At 69.4% G+C, this 255-nt stretch carries 1 protein-coding gene; it reads right to left on the bottom strand.

Translation table 11 applies throughout. The features are described 5' to 3' along the window. Positions 1–255 (bottom strand): hypothetical protein (locus tag KVP70_RS33905; protein WP_217946808.1); only part of this gene is annotated, 255 nt, incomplete at both ends.

Below are 255 nucleotides of genomic sequence, written 5' to 3'. Positions count from 1 at the left end.
CCAGCTGCTGCGCCACGTCCAGGCCCATGCGCTGTCCCGACAGCACGCTGCCGCCGGTCAGGTTGAGCAAAGTCCCGGCCGCCAGATCGAGGCTGCCGTTACCGGCGATCAAACCACTGTTGGTGACGAGCCCCTGGGCGCTCACCGTAGCCGCGCCCGTGCCGACGTTGACCACACGGCCGGCGCTGTTGTCGATCGTACTCGCCTGCAGCGTCAGGCTGCTGGCCGCCGTGACGGCTTCGATCACGCCGCTCG

The sequence above is a fragment of the Duganella violaceipulchra genome, from assembly GCF_019166075.1.
Lineage (GTDB): Bacteria > Pseudomonadota > Gammaproteobacteria > Burkholderiales > Burkholderiaceae_D > Rugamonas > Rugamonas violaceipulchra.
This window is presented reverse-complemented; position numbering and strand designations above follow the sequence as displayed.